The organism is Furfurilactobacillus milii (assembly GCF_021654115.1).
GTDB classification, from domain to species: Bacteria; Bacillota; Bacilli; order Lactobacillales; family Lactobacillaceae; genus Furfurilactobacillus; species Furfurilactobacillus milii.
The window spans coordinates 564,831-581,233 of record NZ_JAIWJF010000001.1 but is presented as its reverse complement, the minus strand read 5'-3'; the positions used below and the strand labels follow the sequence as shown (position 1 = coordinate 581,233).

13 protein-coding genes are annotated in these 16,403 nt (G+C 42.3%); 5 read left to right on the top strand and 8 right to left on the bottom strand.

Going from position 1 to position 16,403, the window contains the following annotated elements; genetic code table 11:
- Positions 1-3: 3 nt before the first annotated feature.
- The gene (locus tag LDK34_RS02380; RefSeq protein WP_347880582.1) at positions 4-96 is read left to right on the top strand and encodes an IS3 family transposase; all 93 of its coding nucleotides are present in this window, start codon (positions 4-6) and stop codon (positions 94-96) included.
- A 55-nt stretch (positions 97-151) separates the two neighbouring features.
- Here LDK34_RS02380 and LDK34_RS02375 read toward each other — a convergent pair whose 3' ends face one another.
- The 4 genes from LDK34_RS02375 to LDK34_RS02360 all read right to left on the bottom strand — a co-directional run bounded on the left by LDK34_RS02375 (position 152) and on the right by LDK34_RS02360 (position 4,839).
- Entirely contained in the window at positions 152-721 is a 570-nt protein-coding gene (locus LDK34_RS02375) for a sugar O-acetyltransferase (protein ID WP_236941437.1), read from the bottom strand.
- A gap of 165 nt (positions 722-886) precedes the next feature.
- The gene (araA, locus tag LDK34_RS02370) at positions 887-2,311 is read right to left on the bottom strand and encodes an L-arabinose isomerase (RefSeq protein ID WP_017263011.1); all 1,425 of its coding nucleotides are present in this window, start codon (positions 2,309-2,311) and stop codon (positions 887-889) included.
- 176 nt (positions 2,312-2,487) lie between these two features.
- Positions 2,488-3,216, bottom strand: a complete 729-nt coding sequence (locus tag LDK34_RS02365) for an L-ribulose-5-phosphate 4-epimerase (RefSeq protein WP_017263012.1) — start codon at positions 3,214-3,216, stop codon at positions 2,488-2,490.
- A gap of 12 nt (positions 3,217-3,228) precedes the next feature.
- Positions 3,229-4,839, bottom strand: coding sequence for a xylulokinase (locus tag LDK34_RS02360; protein WP_236941436.1), 1,611 nt, complete (start codon positions 4,837-4,839; stop codon positions 3,229-3,231).
- A 514-nt stretch (positions 4,840-5,353) separates the two neighbouring features.
- Here LDK34_RS02360 and LDK34_RS02355 point away from each other — a divergent pair.
- Complete coding sequence (locus LDK34_RS02355; RefSeq protein ID WP_236941435.1) at positions 5,354-6,730, top strand: sugar porter family MFS transporter; 1,377 nt, start codon at positions 5,354-5,356, stop codon at positions 6,728-6,730.
- Between the two features lie 100 nt (positions 6,731-6,830).
- Here LDK34_RS02355 and LDK34_RS02350 read toward each other — a convergent pair whose 3' ends face one another.
- Positions 6,831-7,934: a GntR family transcriptional regulator gene (locus LDK34_RS02350; RefSeq protein WP_236941434.1), complete on the bottom strand. Its 1,104-nt coding sequence runs from the start codon at positions 7,932-7,934 to the stop codon at positions 6,831-6,833.
- A 279-nt stretch (positions 7,935-8,213) separates the two neighbouring features.
- Here LDK34_RS02350 and LDK34_RS02345 point away from each other — a divergent pair, with 279 nt between their 5' ends.
- Positions 8,214-9,254: an aldose epimerase family protein gene (locus LDK34_RS02345; protein ID WP_236941433.1), complete on the top strand. Its 1,041-nt coding sequence runs from the start codon at positions 8,214-8,216 to the stop codon at positions 9,252-9,254.
- Positions 9,255-9,306: 52 nt separating this feature from the next.
- Here the strand turns inward: LDK34_RS02345 and LDK34_RS02340 are convergent, their stop codons facing one another.
- On the bottom strand, positions 9,307-10,197 hold the full coding sequence (locus tag LDK34_RS02340; RefSeq protein ID WP_236941432.1) for an ArsR/SmtB family transcription factor: 891 nt from the start codon (positions 10,195-10,197) through the stop codon (positions 9,307-9,309).
- Positions 10,198-10,452: 255 nt separating this feature from the next.
- On the opposite strand from LDK34_RS02340, the gene LDK34_RS02335 reads away from it, so the two are divergent.
- Together LDK34_RS02335 and LDK34_RS02330 are read left to right on the top strand one after the other, a co-directional pair.
- Entirely contained in the window at positions 10,453-11,427 is a 975-nt protein-coding gene (locus LDK34_RS02335) for a glycoside hydrolase family 43 protein (protein WP_236941431.1), read from the top strand.
- Between the two features lie 29 nt (positions 11,428-11,456).
- Positions 11,457-12,728, top strand: coding sequence for an oligosaccharide MFS transporter (locus LDK34_RS02330; RefSeq protein ID WP_236941430.1), 1,272 nt, complete (start codon positions 11,457-11,459; stop codon positions 12,726-12,728).
- Positions 12,729-12,824: 96 nt separating this feature from the next.
- On the opposite strand, the gene LDK34_RS02325 is transcribed toward LDK34_RS02330, so the two are convergent.
- Both LDK34_RS02325 and LDK34_RS02320 read right to left on the bottom strand, forming a co-directional pair.
- Positions 12,825-15,188 carry a hypothetical protein gene (locus LDK34_RS02325; protein ID WP_236941429.1) on the bottom strand — a complete coding sequence of 788 codons (2,364 nt, stop codon included), beginning with the start codon at positions 15,186-15,188 and terminating at the stop codon, positions 12,825-12,827.
- Between the two features lie 132 nt (positions 15,189-15,320).
- Positions 15,321-16,175, bottom strand: coding sequence for a helix-turn-helix domain-containing protein (locus LDK34_RS02320; protein ID WP_236941428.1), 855 nt, complete (start codon positions 16,173-16,175; stop codon positions 15,321-15,323).
- Between the last annotated feature and the right edge of the window lie 228 nt (positions 16,176-16,403).

Sequence of the window (16,403 nt, the reverse complement as noted above, 5' to 3'; positions counted from 1 at the left end):
TGGATTGATTTCTACAATCAACGTCGTATCAAAATAAAACTGAACGGCAAGTCTCCAGTACAATACCGGAAACTCGCCGTTCAGAAAGCAGCTTAATATATTTGTCCAACTTTAAGGGTTCACTTCAATGTCTCCTGCAACATACGATTTTTTATTTTTCAATATTTGTCTTAAGTACTCGTGCTGGATTGCCGCCAATAATGACATCATCACCAAAAGATTTTGTCACGACACTACCAGCGCCGACGATGACATTGTCGCCAAGTGTTACACCAGGACAAATAATTGCGCCGCCACCAATCCATACGTCGTCGCCAATGGTAACTGGTTTGCCAATACCTTCCGCTCCGTTACGACGCAACCTGGAATCAGCAGGATGATTAACCGAATAAATTTGCACTTTGGGTCCTAACAAAGCATGTTTGCCAATTCGAATCGGTGCCACATCCAACATTACACAGTCATAATTAGCAAAGAAATCGTCGCCAACATAAATGTTATATCCGTAATCACAACGAAAAGTCGCATGAACACTACAGTCTTGCCCCGTCTCGCCAAACAGCTTTTTAATGATTGCCTTACTGCGTTCAGGGTCACGCTCTCCTAGTGCATTAAATTCTTCAATTTGTTTACGTGCTTCGGCACGTTCAGCGACAAGTTCATCGTCATAAACGTCAAAAATATCGCCTGCTAACATTTTTTGCTTGTTCGTTTTCATCATGTGTTCACCTCAAGTTTGTACTGCTTCAACACAGCCGAAACGTGTTCTCAACCCCTAAACCCTGTGCATAACCCGAAACTGGCACGATACAGGAAAACCACCCGTATCGTGCCAGTTTCATGTTATTGCTCGGGTTTAAGCCCGGGGTTGTTCACACTCTTACTCTTAATCAATAACCACCGACTTCAAACCAAACATGGTAACAAGATCGTTGATTTGTTCTTCGTCCAAGGCAAAGGTGAAGACAGTGTGATGACCACCACCATTTTCGATCCACTTTGTGGCGCCGGCCTTCAAGCCAACCTTTGGTGTCCACAATTGTTTAGCAACTGGCAGATTTGGTGTTTCAGCTTCTGGCTTGTTTGCGTTAACTGGGTAGCTGATGAACTTGTATCCATCACGGAAATCAGCCAACGTAACGTCAATCGCGTCACCTTCAGAACCAGTGAAGACCAAACGTGCTGGATCAGCTTTACCACCAATATCCAATGGGTGAACTTCAACCCGTGGCTTGTCACTAGCGATTGATGGGTCAACTTCCAACATGTGGGAACCAAGAATGGCTTCGTGGCCTTTCCGTAAGTCCAACGTGTAGTCTTCCATGAAGGCTGTCTTTTGGTTGTGTGACATGATCTTCATCAAACGGCCAAGGGCAGCTGTCTTCCAGTCACCTTCAGCACCGAAGCCATAGCCGTCACGCATCAACAATTGAGCGGCCAAGCCAGGCAATTGTTCCATACCCCACAGATCTTCAAAGTTTGTCGTAAATGCAGAGTAACCGCCACGATCCAAGAAACTCTTAATACCAAGGTATTGAGCTAATTGAACGCGAACTGAATGCTTATATGTTTCAGGATCATTGTCGCCTTGAACCAAGGTGTAATCAGTTGCGAGTTTTTCGTATTCCTTGTCCACATCGGCTTCACTAACCTTGCTGATTTCTTGAACCAAGTCACCAACACCGTAGTAATCAACGGTCCAACCAAGGTCAATTTGTGCTTGAACCTTGTCACCTTCAGTAACCGCAACATTACGCATTGTGTCTCCGAAACGACAAACCTTCAACTTGAAACTCTCGTTGTAGGCAACGGCAACATCTTCCCACTTAGCGATTTCAGTTTGTGTTTCTTCGTCACCCCAGTAGCCGTAAACAATCTTGTTGTGAACGCCCAAACGTGCGTTGATGTAACCATATTCACGGTCACCATGAGCACTTTGGTTCAAGTTCATGTAATCGAAATCAATGGTGTCGTAAGGAATCTTGTTTAAGTATTGCGTTGCCAAGTGAAGTAATGGCTTCTGTAACAATTTAGTCCCACGAATCCAGTTTTTAGCTGGTGAGAAAGTGTGCATCCATGTGATAACACCGGCAACATTGTCGTTGTAGTTAACTTCCTTCATAAACTTCGTAATTCCATCAGCCGTTGTCATAACATCCTTAAAAACAACCTTATAAGGAAGCTTGCCACTAGCGTTCAGCTTGTCAACGATGTCTTCAGCATCCTTAGCAACCTGCTTTAATTGATCTTCACCATATAAAAACTGACTACCCGTAACAAACCAAAATTCGTAATCTGGAACTGCTAACATAATGAATTCTCCTTTGTGTTTAATGTTTTTGTTTTTACTACTACGTAGCCTAAACGTGCTCTCAGCTCCTGAATCCTGTGCATAAACTGAAAGTCAAATCATTCGGAAAAGCACCGAATCATTCGCCTTTCTGCTTATTGCTCAGATTCACCCCGGAGCAAATCACACTCTCGTACTCACTCTCTTAGCGCATGCGATTTAGACTTCGCATTATTTTGACCGTAGTACGCATTGCTACCGTGCTTACGATAATAATGTTTGTCCAACAAGTACTGTGGCAACTCGGTATCACTACGAGTCAATTGCAACGTGTGATAATCCTCTTCAGCGATGACTTCCAAAACTTTAGAGTTATAAACAGCCTTGGCCGGAGTAGCACCCCAAGCAAACGGACCATGTTGGCTAACTAAAGCAGCAGGAACAGCTTCGTAATCTAAACCGCGTTCCTTGAAGGTCTTCACGATTGTCTTACCTGTATTGCCTTCGTAGTCTTCTTCGATTTCTTCCTTAGTTAGCGCATCAGCAGCGGGCACATCCCCAAAAAACGTATCTGCAGCCGTGGTGTTCAATGCAGGCACGTCCATCTTGGCAGCCGCAAACGATACGGCCCATGGTGAATGTGTGTGTACGATCCCACCAATATTTGGAAAGGCGTTATATAACACCGTGTGAGTAGGTGTGTCACTTGAAGGGTTCATATCCCCTTCGACAACTTCACCTTTTAAGTTCACAACAACCATGTCAGAAGGCTTCATTTCGTCATATTCAACACCTGACGGCTTAATAACGAATAGGCCTTTTTCACGATCAATTCCTGAAACATTGCCCCATGTAAAGGTAACAAGCCCCAGTTTTGGTAATTGCATATTTGCTTCATAAACTTCTTGTTTTAACGCTTCCAGCATTAACAGTCAGCCTCACTTTCGTTCTGGAATATCATCAATAGCAGCACCCTCAACGGGGAGGCCAGCTTGGTAATTTTCAATAAATTGTTGATAGCCTTTAACGCCATCTGGTTCTGGACTCAACGTCATACTTTCTGGATTGGCAAAAACTTTGCGATCCAGGAAGTCTTCAAGGGAATCTTCATTCTCGCCAGGCAATGTATAAATGGCTAACACCGCCATCCCCCACGGACCGCCTTCACCAGCGGTACTCATCACTGTGATTGGCGTATTCAATGCATTAGCAAGAATTTGTTGGCCAATCACTGGTGTCTTGAACAAACCGCCTTGAGCAATCATGACATCTGTTTTGATGTTTTCTTCATTTGTCAGGATGTCCATTCCAATTTTGAGTGGTGCAAACGCAGCGTAAAGCTGAGTTGCCATGAAGTTAGCTAATGTAAAATTGCTCTTTGGCGTCCGTACAAACAATGGGCGACCAGCCGACATCTTGGTGATATTCTCACCTGATAAGTAGCTGTAGTTCACTAGCCCACCAACATCTGGATCTGAATGGGTCGCTTGCAAGAACAAGGTCTCGTATAACCGATCAGGTTTAAGATCAACTCCTAACTTGGCCGCAAACTCACTAAACAAGTTGGCCCAGGCGTTAATGTCAGATGAACAGTTGTTGATATGAACCATTGCGACTGGTGCGCCCGTGGGTGTCATGACCATATCAATGTCACGATGAACTGCCTTTAAAGGCTGATCCAAAACGACCATTGAAAAGGCTGATGTGCCAACGGAAATGTTCCCAGTGCGTTTGCGAACACTGTTGGTGCCAACCATCCCTGTGCCAGCGTCTCCCTCAGGTGGTGCCATCACGCTACCCGCCTGAAGATTGCCACTAACATCGAGCAGTTTGGCGCCGTCATCCGTCAACGTTCCGGCTTGATGACCAGCAGGCAAAACACTTGGCAGAATGTCTTTAGTGTTCCAAGGGTAACGTTTAACAGCGTCCTGAGTATTGAACGCCTTCAACATCGTCTCGGAATACGTACCTGTTTTTTCATCGATTGGGAACACACCAGATGCATCGCCAACACCCAATACACGTTTGCCAGACAATTGCCAATGAACATAACCAGCTAATGTCGTGATAAAGTCAATATCCTTAACGTGGGGTTCATCATTCAAAATTGCTTGATATAAATGAGCAATACTCCAACGTTGCGGAATGTTAAATGAAAATAACTTCGTCAACTCGTCGGCTGCCTGACCGGTAATGTTGTTACGCCAGGTTCTAAAGGGAACCAATTGCTTACCGGCCTGATCAAACGCCAGATAACCATGCATCATGGCACTGACACCAATCGACCCAATTTTAGTCAACGGACTGTGATACTTGCTTTGAACTTCTGCCACCATCTGGGTATAGCTGGCCTGAATGCCAGTCCAAACCTGTTCCAGTGGATACGTCCATACACCATCAACGAATTGGTTTTCCCAAACGTAACTGCCAGATGCAATTGTCTGAAAGTCGTGAGTTACCAGAACCGCCTTGATTCGTGTTGAACCAAGCTCGATACCTAGTGAAACATCACCGCTCTTAACCGCTTGGGAGGTTTCAACTAAGTTCATGTGAACATCCTCCAAATACAAATTCAAAAGTAAAATAAAACGTTTTCATTTTTGTCAACGACCATAGTGTAATTTATTTATTCGAATAAATCAACACTATTTTTATTTATACGTATTAATACAGAAAACTAAATAATCTGATCGTAGTTACTTATAGGTAACCACAATCACGCAATTGTCCTTCCTTATCTATTAGATAGTAACTGATAAAAACTACCTAAAGCTTTTAAATCAGCTATTTGGTCTCACATAATTAATCACAAAATTTGTTCCAGTTATACTACAATCACATAAATTTGTCGTTTTTCTATTGATTTATTCGAACAAATGATATAGATTGTTTCCTGAAAGCGTTTTCTATTTTTGTCGACAAATTTTCATTCTTTACCTAGTACGTTTGTATTTGCTATTTTTTTGCTTCGCATCTGAATCGACGATTAGTTCAACTGCTTGATGTCCTTCTTCAGTTGGCATTTCAACGGTTCACATCCATTTATAGAAATGAGGGTTCGTCTTGAAAAAAGTGTCGAATGGCTTCATCTATACGTTTGGTTCGTTAGGTGGCCTTTTATTTGGTTATGATATTGCATCTGTTTCAGGTGCCATCTTATTTATTCAAAAGCAATTGCGGTTAGGCTCATGGCAACAAGGGATGGTTGTTTCAGCTGTCTTGATTGGTGCGATCATTGGTGCACTTGCTACTAGTAAGTTCTTGGACACATACGGTCGCCGTATCTTGCTACTGTGGGCCGCCGGGATCTTCTTCGTTGGCGCACTTGGTTCTGGGGTTGCTCCAGAATTCTATGTTTTGTTAGTCACACGAATCATCCTTGGAATAGGTGTGGGAATTACCTCGGCTCTTGTTCCTGCCTACCTACAGGAACTGGCGCCTAAAAAGCGTCGTGGCGCAATCACAACTCTGTGGCAGTTGATGATTATGATTGGGATTTTACTAGCTTATATCTTGAACTACACATTTTCAGGACTATTCACGGGCTGGCGCTGGATGCTTGGTTTCGCAGCTATTCCAGCCGCTCTATTGTTCATTGGTGCCCTATATTTACCAGAAAGTCCTCGTTTCTTAGTCAAAGTTGGTAAATTAGATGAAGCAAAAGCCGTTTTGGAAAACACCAACAACGGCGATGATAAAGCAGTTGAAATTGCACTAACCGACATTCAAGCTCAAGCCTCACAAAAAACCGGTGGTTGGAGTGAACTCTTTGGTAAGACTGTTCGTCCTGCTTTAATCACTGGATTAGGTGTTGCGATTTTTCAACAAATTATTGGTAGTAACACGGTTATTTTCTACGCGCCAACCATCTTCACCAAAGTTGGATGGGGTGTGGAAGCCGCTCTGCTGGCCCATATTGGTATCGGTGTTATCAATGTCATTGTCACTGTTGTTGCTTTGCTTTTGATGGATCACATTGATCGTAAAAAGATGCTCATTTTTGGTGCAACTGGGATGGGATTGTCACTTTTAATCATGAGTACTGTGTTGAAATTTGATAACGGTTCAAAAGTTGCAGCAATTGTGAGTGCCCTTGCACTGACTATTTATGTGGCATTTTATGCGGCAACTTGGGCTCCTGTTACATGGGTCTTCATCAGTGAAGTGTTCCCATTAAATATTCGTGGTCTGGGAACATCGCTTTGTTCTGCTACAAACTGGGCAGCTAACATGCTCGTTTCGTTAACGTTCCCAACAATGTTGAGCGCTATGGGATTGGCTAACTCGTTCCTCTTCTACGCTCTAATCTGTGCAATTTGTATCTGGGTCACACACACTAAGTTTATGGAAACTCGTGGCAAGTCGCTTGAAGATATTGAAGCTGATTTGCGTTCACGCACAGCCGATGAAAAGACTGTTTCAAACGCTGAAAACAAATAATATTTAATCGTTATCTGTTATTTGAGAGTTAGCAGTAACCAAAAAAGGCCGTTTCGAGAAGAATTAATTTCTTCCCGAAACGGCCTTTTCCAGCTAGTTCTTATTCAGCTTTAGTATCGACAGTAGCATCAGTTGGTTTAACAGCCGAGTTTCGTTTGACTAAGTCTGGTTCGTAATTGATATCCTGAACATCTTCACGATTCAACAACTTAATCAACATGCGCCCTGCGTCTTCACCCATGCGTTCCTTCTCATGGTTTAATGTCGTCAGCGAGGGACTCATATATTGTGACATCAGATAATCATCAAAGCCTACGACCGAAACATCCTCAGGCACCCGATAGTTGTTCGAGCGCAGGTAGTCCATCACTTGAATCGCCAAACGATCGTTATAACATGCAATTGCCGTTGGCCGTTCATCCTGCTCCAAGTATATCCGAATTCGACCCATGACCCGTTCAAAGTCATCCCCCGATTGATACATGATGAGGTTACTCTGGTAGGAAAATTCAGGGTGACGTTGGTAGGCCTGAACAAAACCGTTCATTCGGTTAACCCCCTGGATATCATCGACCTGAAAGACGCCTAGGACACTTTGATGTCCCATGCGAAAAAGATATTCCATCATGCGTTCTTCAGCAGCCTTGTCATCAGTCGTAACGCTCGGAAAGTCCAAGTCAGGATATTTAGCGTTAATAAATAATGTTGGAATCTGATCATCCTTAATTTCCTGGTATAAGTCCATGTTAGGATTACGCAATGCACTTTGTGTCGGTTCAATGATTAAGCCAGCAACTTTAGTATCCAACATATTGATTAAGCTTTTACGTTCTTTTTCATGGTTATTATGCGTGTTACTAATCAATAAGGAATAGCCAGCATCTGAAATAATGCGGTCAATCCCAGAAATAATATCCGGAAAGATATAATCCGCGATATGTGTCGTAATAACACCAATCATTTTACTGTCGTTATCGTTAGACCAGTCTTTGTGCCAGTCTTGGACAAACATGCCACCGCCTTGAATTCGATAAATGAAGTGGCTACCCTCTAAATCCCCCACAGCTCTTCTAACTGTATAACGAGAAACATCGTACATCGCCATTAATTCTGTTTCAGTTGGCAACTTATCGTTAACCTTATATTTTCCTGTTAGAATTGCCTCTTTCAAACCATCTTTAACCTTTTGATACTTGTTTTCCATATTTCCACCTAATTTGATATGTAATGAAACTCACTTTTAAGACACAGCATCATTACTAATAAATTGAAACGAATCACTCACTCATCTTAGTGTAGTGTAAAAATTCCGATATCACAATAAATTTGCAAATTTATTTGTAACCGCTTTCTCTTTGACGGTCTACTGTCTCGTAAAATGTGGTAATGTAATTATATATTTATTTCAATTCATTAAAATCTCACATTTAATTCATTCGAATATATATGTGAATCATACTTAATTAATAAGGGAGTTTTCCGTATGTCGCAATCTATTCACGCATCAGTTCAACCGTTTGATACTTTTAACGGTCAACAAATCTATCGTTTTAGTCTTGTCAACGCTCATGGTGTCACTGTATCTGCCTTAAGCCTTGGCGCAACTCTTTATGAAATCTTATTGCCAAGTGGCGACAACCTCGTCTTGAATTATCACCATAGTGCTGATTACTTAGCCAATCCATTTTACGTTTGTATGGGCATCGGCCGCACAGGCGGTCGTATTGGCAATGGTGAATTTCCGATGAACGGAAAAACGATTCACGTTCCAGTCAATGAAGGGACAACAACCCTCCATGGCGGACCGCATGGATTCAACTCACAGATCTGGGATGGTGAAATTTCCACCAAAAATGGGGAGCCAGAAATCATCTTCCGTCACTTACAGAAGTCGTCAGAAGATGGTTTCCCTGGTGATCTGGATACCGAAATTCACTACCAGCTCAGTGATGATGATGTCGTGCGAATCAGCTTTGTTGGACGATCAAACGCCGATACAGTCTTTAACCCCACACTCCACACCTACTTTAATCTAGGGAACAACGAAACTATCAAACAGCATACGTTACAAATTAACAGTACAGAACATTTAGCCTTTGATGATAAAAAGGTGCCAACTGGTGATCTAATTGATGTTACCAACACACCATTCGATTTCCAAAAAGCTACGACACTCGGCACCGCAATTGCTGGGATGCAAGATACTGAAGAAAAGGGCTTCGATGACCTCTTTAAAGTAACACCGGAAGACAACAACCGAATCGCTACATTGGCAGACCCAGCTTCGGGTCGCTCAGTCGACATTCTCTCAAAACGTAATGGGCTCGTAGTTTTCACCGCTAATTCCTTTACACACGATAATATGAACTTCAAACGTTCCAACGGTATTGGTCAACCGTACGAAGGTGTCGCCCTCGAGGCACAGACGTTACCCGACGCCACCAAACATACCGGTTTTGGTAGCATTGTCCTCACGGCCGGAGACACAACCATTAGCACAATTGGCTACCGTCTCCACTACTAACCGAATGAATATTAAAACGCTGAACCAGTTTTGATGGTTCAGCGTTTTTAAACTAGCTATAAAACATCTTCATTTCGATATCTTGATTAAAGTTCCCAAACCCTTTGCCAAAAATCGTGCAGCCACCGCGGTTCTTGGCATTCTTTTTAACTTCAAAACGAACTGTGACAGTATCACCGTCTACCTTTAGATCATCTAGCGACGCTTCAGAGAATGGTTGTCCGTCAAGATAGCTCCCGTGATCAGTGACACGAACCGTTTTTAAAATACCATACTGATTAACGTTATCTGGCACCCACAACGGTGTGTACTTCCCCCGAGTATCAGAGAAATCACCAGGACTTGTCCAATTGCCGATCGCATGGCCGTTAATCGAAAACGTAATGTCAGAAGGCCAAACGTTATTAGAAAATGGAAATTCAGAGCCTAGCTCCATGGATAAATCTAACATCTGCAACGTATCGTTTCTTGCCAGATAATTGGGAAACTGATATTCAACAAATCCTTCTGTCCACCAGATCATCCCCGCACTCATTCGTTCGGGATCCATGAAATATGCCGGATTATCGACCTTGCCAATATAATTATCTTTTCCGGCCAGACCGCATGACGGTTTCACTGAAAAGTTAGTAAAGTGTCCCACCGGCACATCAGTCGTTTGAACATCAAACGCCGTGTAAATCTCTTGGGGAAAGTTCACATTGATATGATCAACCTTTAACTTAGACACCTTGTTATGACCGACTCGTTCAAATTCAATTAGGCCCGCTTCAGCCAGTTTGTTGAGATGCATCAACACAATTGTGCTGCTAAGTTTCATTTCTTCAGCCAGTTCACGAACGCTCAAATGCTTATACGAAAGCTTTCTGAGAATAGCCAACCTAACTGGACTGGCTAGTGCTTTATACGCTAGCAAGGATTCATTAGACAAATCCAATTCCATTATGGATAACACCAACCTTTTTGTTAATCAGACGGTAACAAACAACATTTACATTGCTTTAAATTAATATAAAGCGGTTTCTTTTACTAAAATTATAATATAAACGCTTACATTATCCAAATTTATTCGAATAAATGTTGCAAACATCATTGTAAGCGTTTGCTTCTGCCTGTACTCTAATCTTGTACAAAGGATAACAAGTTAGCTAACGTCGTTCGTCCGATTAACAAACAAGACATGAAGGGACAAGTTGATATGACAACTGCAACAGATTACATTAATCCACTAATTGTGCAGCGCGCCGATCCATTTATTTATAAGCACACAGACGGCTATTATTATTTCACCGCTTCGGTACCTGCATATAACCTCATTGAAATCCGTCGTGCCAAAACATTGGCCGGCCTCGCCCATGCTGCACCACGCACTATTTGGCGTAAACATGACAGCGGCCCGATGAGTCAATTAATCTGGGCACCAGAGATTCATTACATCGACGGCAAGTGGTTCATCTATTTTGCCGCAGCCGAAACAACGGCGTTCGACAAAAACGGTATGTTCCAACACCGCATGTTCTGCATTGAATGCGATAACGCAGATCCAATGCGCAGCGAAGATGATTGGATTGAACATGGTCAAGTCAAAACACCAATGGATTCTTTCTCGCTCGATGCAACCTGTTTTGAAGCTAACGACAAGTTGTACTACGTTTGGGCACAAAAAGATCCAGCCATTAAGGGTAATTCCAATATCTACATTGCTGAAATGGCTAACCCCTGGACACTTAAAACTAAGCCTGTAATGTTGACCAAACCTGAATTTGACTGGGAAACGAAGATTTTCTGGGTAAATGAAGGTCCTGCCGTGATCCATCGTAATGGTCGATACTTCTTAACTTACTCGGCTAGTGCGACCGATGAAAACTACTGTATGGGTATGTTAAGCGTTGATGAAAATGCTGATTTGCTTGATGCCAGTCAGTGGCACAAGGCAGAAAAACCAGTCTTCCAAAGCGACCTTGACCATGACCAATTCGGACCCGGCCACAATTCCTTCACAATAGCCGAAGACGGTCAAACGGATATTTTGGTTTACCACTGTCGTGACTACACAGAAATCAAGGGCGATCCACTGTATGATCCAAATCGCCATACGAAGGTTCAACCCTTTACGTGGAACGATGATGGCACCCCTAACTTTGGCAAACCAGTGCCTTACAACTATGACTAATCATTTAGAAAATAGAGGTTAAAAACATCATGCAAAAAACTGAATCAAAACACTTCTGGGGGTTCCCCTTCTCCCACTTTAGTTATTTCTTCATCTGGGCTACCGTCTATGGCTATTTAACGTTATGGATGGAACAAGTTGGTCACTTAAACGGGACTGAATCTGGGGCTGTCTTCTCCATGATGGCCGGAATTTCACTTATTTTCCAGCCAATCTTCGGGGTCGTTTCCGACAAGCTGTTATTTAAAAAGAACTTAGTTATTTTAATTTCTGTTGTTGCTATTTTTATCGGACCTTACTTCCAATGGGTCTTCTTACCCTTGCTTCACATCAATTCTTTCTTGGTTGCCATTGTCACTGGGACCTTCCTCAGCTTTGTCTTAAACGGTGGGGTTTCCGTTATTGAACAATATGTTCAACGTGCCAGTTTAGCAAACAAGTTTGAATACGCTCACTCACGTGTTGGTGGTTCTGTTGCCGGTGTTGTCGCTTCATTGATTGCCGGTCGTTTATTCCTGTGGTCACCAGACTCAATCTTCTGGGCATGTACCGTTGCTGCCATTATCTTAACTGGCTTACTGTTATTCAGTGACAAAATCGACATGGACAACGCTTCTGCTGCTGGGGACACATCTAACTCTTTGGACATGAAGACCGTTATGTCTGTGTTCAAGATTAAAAACTTATGGGTTCTGGCCATTTTCTACATGGGTGCATCAGCTATTTTCGATGTGTTCGACCAACAATTCATTATCTTCTTCAAGACGTTCTTCCACACCGCTGCACAAGGCACATTGGTTTACAGTTACATGACTTCCGGTCAAACGGCCATTGAATTCTTGCTCATGTTCCCAATGCCATGGATCATCAACAAAATCGGTTCTAAAAATGGTTTGATCATCTACGGCTTCATCACTTGCATTCGGATCTTAGGTTCTGCTTTGTCACCAACTTGGGGCTGGGTTGTCTTCTTCCGTTTGCTCGCCGGACTGGAAATGCCATTACTGTTAACGTCTATCATGAAGTACATCGCTGGTGCCTTCGATATTCGTTTATACGCTACGGTTTACGCCCTCGCATCAAACTTTGCTAAGCAAATATCGGTCTTCATTTTCTCCTCTGTTGCCGGTAAATTATACGATGTGATCGGTTACCAACACACGTACATCTGGATGGGTGTTCTAGTCTTTGTCATTACACTGTTCGCTACATTCTTCTTAAAGAAAGAAGATAAAGTACAGGCTGGTGAAGTCGAGGCGCCAAAAGATACACCGACGCCAGCAAATGATTCTGATAATTAGGCAATCGAAAATGTAACAAAAATGAGCCATTAAGGAACGGTTGCTACCTCTCCTTAATGGCTCATTTTATATAAATCATTTAATCATGAATAAATACTAACCTTCATCCGTTTTAAATCCATTTTGAATATTGTAACGAACGGTCTTACTCGATGTTTTTAAACACCTGTTTCGTTCAACATCTAGGATTTCACGAGGGTATGGTGCATAACTGGTAACCCTGTACTCATCCTGTCTTAATTTGACTAGGTTGCCATTGATCACACCAAGTGTTCCATCTGCTTTTGTATACACATACGCCTTTTGTCCAAATCCAGTTAAGTAAGCGGCCAATTCTTCGCCCATATCCCAATCATCATGGCCTGTATCACCATCAGGGAATAGTCTAGTAAAAATACCACCGTCCTGAGCAAAAACTGATTGTCCAAAACGATTTCGAGATAGGTCCGGTCGATTGATATTTGGCCCTGCAATGCTATACGTCGAGGCTGCCTCTCCAGGTTTGAGCAGACGATCTGTTGTGGTTGCGTTTGCATCATACATGTATAACACACCCGCAAATGCACGATAAGCCCCTCGTAATAGCTCAGTGTCACCCATTTTTTCATAGGCTAGTAGGCTAGAAGCCGCTGTAATCCCGCCCCATAATGAGTGAATCATATAAGAGAGGGCTTCCCACCAACGGTCTGGCGCTTGGCTTCGAAAATCATTGCTGAAGCCAATGTTGGCTTTTAACAATTCTGCATATCGACTGGCAGCCTTCGTATAGCCGGCATTAGCCAAAGCTCCAGTGGCAGGTCCAAAACCAGCATTATCATAAAAGTGCTCTGTAATGGCAGCCTTATACGATTGACTATCAGTTGCCACGCGCTTTACGGCTTTGTCCCAACATTCCTTAATTAGCCGATAGTCTTCATTCATACCATGAGCTTTTAAGTCATTCAGCAGACCATCAATGTATAAAAAGTACACGCCCAACATTTGCGATTCTTCCTTGGCACGCTGGCTTTCATGCATATCTGGATTAACTCGTAAATTAAAGACATCCGCAGCCCAGTGAAGATAAACTGTCGGTTGATTGAGTGTTAAAACATTTTCCCCAAATAGTGATAATAAGTAGTAGACATGTCCAATGTATTCGAAATCCATTACGCGATAAAAGTCTCCATACAGGGACGCTGGTTTGCCAAAATCGCCGTCAACAAACCACTTTTGACGAATGTAGTACACCGCACTTTGTTCGACCTGTCGCACCTGAGCCATTGTTTTTTCAGTCGGGTTTAACAGATTTGCCATTAAGATTAAACTCAATTTACCTAATGATTCGCCTTGGTTAGAAACAGGTCTGAATGAATATGGATGTTTGCCCGAAGCATCTTCGAAAGAGTGGATGCTTAACCAATCCACGCGGTGTTGAATCAGTTGATGAATCGGCGGCATAACATTGAATACAATACGATCCTGTCTGCCACTTTCAAGAGTAATACGCAACTCATGTTCGCCCACCTCTGTTGGAGTTAACGTCAACACGTTTTGTTTAAGACTAGAGGTTACATCACGTTCAATAATCTCGTTATCAACATTAGTACGTAAAACAATTCGTTCAACCAAATCGTTCGTTGGTTCCTCGATCGTTACTGTAGCTGTCTGATTTTGAATGATAATTGGTGGGTATGTTATGCGTGGGTGACCAAAATGTTGGGCCACATCAGTAAAATTATCCTGATCGCTAAAGGGGGTGAGAACAAAAGACCACTTCATTTCGTCGGTTAAAGTGATGCTACTATGCGGGTATATCCAATCTCTTTTTGGTGCTTTTGTTTGTGGATACCCGCCGGCCAAAATGAGTTGATGAAACAACATACCATCCAATGACGGCGATACATTTTCAAAGAATCGATTCGTCCACTCACAAGCGGTTCCAACTGACTGAACCACACCTGCTGTCTGAAATAACCCCATGTTCTTTCCTTCATTATCACGGCGCATTCCAGCTAATTTAGTAAAGTTCGGGGCAACCGAAGGAAAAACAGCTGTGGAACGATGAATGTTCTGGAGGACATCTCGATCTCGAAACATAATATAGGCCAGTGAGCACCAGACACCGAGACTTGTTATTTTTACAGGCTCATACGTATTATTCTGTAACAGAATTTGCCACTGCAACTGATCGTTAATCAATTCATAATTCAACGTAATTGTTGCTTCAGGGAGCTGATATTTAACTATCAATTGTTCACTAGTTTCTTTAAGAACCGGCTTTAATTCAATGCTTTTGTAATGATGGTTCCCGATTATTATTTCGAATTCACCAAACAATTTATCACTGTCGGTGTAGCCTACTTTATCTAAGTAACTAGGGTTAATTACCCAGTTCATCTTATCAGTGTCTTCCTGATCAATAAGACTTGTAATTGCTCCATGGGAATTGTGCTGCATGTCGAAGCGTTTTGAATGCATGTTTGTACCTCACTATTTTTAAATTAATGAAAGCGCTTTACAGTGAGTATAAAGCGCTCAAGCATATCAATAAATGTAAAAGGCAAAGATAAATTTATAAAATATCACACATCGATTCGTTATGTCGCGGTGTTAACCATTGATTCGATATGTTCTAGGTGAGACACCAACTTGCTTCTTAAACGACGTTGAAAAGTAATAAATGTTTTGATAACCAATCCTTTCAGCAATAGTAGAAATTGGAAGCGACGTATTAAGTAACTGACGTTTTGCTTCTTCCATCCGATACTGTTTAACAAACTCATCCGGCGTCAAGCCAGTCGTCTGTTTAACTGCTCGACTAATATAATTAGGGTGGAAATGAAAGACCCGGCTCAATTCCTCATTTGTAATCCGTGATTGGTAATGAGTGCGCAAGTATTCTTGAACATGTGCCGCTAGCTCTGCAAGACGCGTTTCCTTGGCTGAACTATATTGTACGGCTTGAAGCACATCAATAAATAATTGCTGAGCTCGCCAAAAACCATAGCTGTTGGACTGTTGGCTTTCCTCAAAAATTTGCCGAATTGTTGGCATGAGTTGATCTTGATTTGGAATATTGAATTGCTTGGCCAAATAAACAGTCGTCGATGGTGTGTAGTAATGCAGCGTCGGAACGGCAATACTTGGTGTCAACGGTGTCGGATTGACATTTTGACTCCATTCTCCAGCCACATAAAAATGAAGCCAGTAGTACTCCGTTCGCTCTGCCACTGGCTTCCAAGAGTAATGGTGATGTCTTGGACGCAATATAAATATCTGACCAGCCTTAATCGTATAGTGAGCATCATCTTCGGCGATGAACAAGCAACCTTTACGCATAACCATAAGAATGAAGTATTGTAAATCATCTCGATTTGGATGTTGATCGCCCACTTCAAAAGTCGCATACCCACCTTCGATAAATGTTGGAAAGGGCAAGCATGATATAGATAAGTATTGAGTCATTGTTTTCCTCCGTGCGTTTTCGTCGACACCAGCCATCAATTCCCTATTGCCCCTTATTATGCGTCCGATGGTCTTCCAAAACTGCATAGCTAGTTTAAAAGTGTGATTTTTTATAAATACTCTGTGAGCTATTGAATGTTAATTGCTTAATGATATGGGTAAATTAAGGTCAATGAAAGCGCTTTTAAAAAATATCGACCAATCTTATTCACTTCAGGAGGAAACATT

Coding starts and splice junctions, on each gene's coding strand:
- LDK34_RS02345 (WP_236941433.1), top strand. CDS start 8,214: ATGTCGCAATCTATTCACGCATCAGTTCAACCGTTTGATACTTTTAAC.
- LDK34_RS02320 (WP_236941428.1), bottom strand. CDS start 16,175: ATGACTCAATACTTATCTATATCATGCTTGCCCTTTCCAACATTTATC.
- LDK34_RS02360 (WP_236941436.1), bottom strand. CDS start 4,839: ATGAACTTAGTTGAAACCTCCCAAGCGGTTAAGAGCGGTGATGTTTCA.
- LDK34_RS02365 (WP_017263012.1), bottom strand. CDS start 3,216: ATGCTGGAAGCGTTAAAACAAGAAGTTTATGAAGCAAATATGCAATTA.
- LDK34_RS02350 (WP_236941434.1), bottom strand. CDS start 7,934: ATGGAAAACAAGTATCAAAAGGTTAAAGATGGTTTGAAAGAGGCAATT.
- LDK34_RS02375 (WP_236941437.1), bottom strand. CDS start 721: ATGATGAAAACGAACAAGCAAAAAATGTTAGCAGGCGATATTTTTGAC.
- LDK34_RS02330 (WP_236941430.1), top strand. CDS start 11,457: ATGCAAAAAACTGAATCAAAACACTTCTGGGGGTTCCCCTTCTCCCAC.
- araA (WP_017263011.1), bottom strand. CDS start 2,311: ATGTTAGCAGTTCCAGATTACGAATTTTGGTTTGTTACGGGTAGTCAG.
- LDK34_RS02335 (WP_236941431.1), top strand. CDS start 10,453: ATGACAACTGCAACAGATTACATTAATCCACTAATTGTGCAGCGCGCC.
- LDK34_RS02340 (WP_236941432.1), bottom strand. CDS start 10,197: ATGGAATTGGATTTGTCTAATGAATCCTTGCTAGCGTATAAAGCACTA.
- LDK34_RS02325 (WP_236941429.1), bottom strand. CDS start 15,188: ATGCATTCAAAACGCTTCGACATGCAGCACAATTCCCATGGAGCAATT.